This is a genomic window from Psychroserpens sp. XS_ASV72 (assembly GCF_041224425.1).
Classification (GTDB): Bacteria; Bacteroidota; Bacteroidia; order Flavobacteriales; family Flavobacteriaceae; genus Psychroserpens.
The window spans coordinates 1-220 of record NZ_JBGFGL010000032.1 but is presented as its reverse complement, the minus strand read 5'-3'; the positions used below and the strand labels follow the sequence as shown (position 1 = coordinate 220).

General features: G+C 49.5%; 1 protein-coding gene. It reads left to right on the top strand.

The features are described from left to right. A partial coding sequence (locus AB9K26_RS00170) for a hypothetical protein (protein WP_369970533.1) occupies positions 1–220 on the top strand: 220 nt, incomplete at both ends.

Below are 220 nucleotides of genomic sequence, written 5' to 3'. Positions count from 1 at the left end.
ACACTACTGCGCCTACCTTTACGGTCCCTGCTGGTACCACTATCGAGTGTGACCAGGATCCTACCGATCTTTCTATTACTGGTGACGTGACAGATGAGGCGGACAACTGCTCAAATGGATTGGAAGCAACATATTCTGATGCCGTGGCTGATGGCTCCTGTGCAAACGAATCTGTAATCACAAGAACTTGGACACTTGTCGATGACTGTGGGAACGAGAC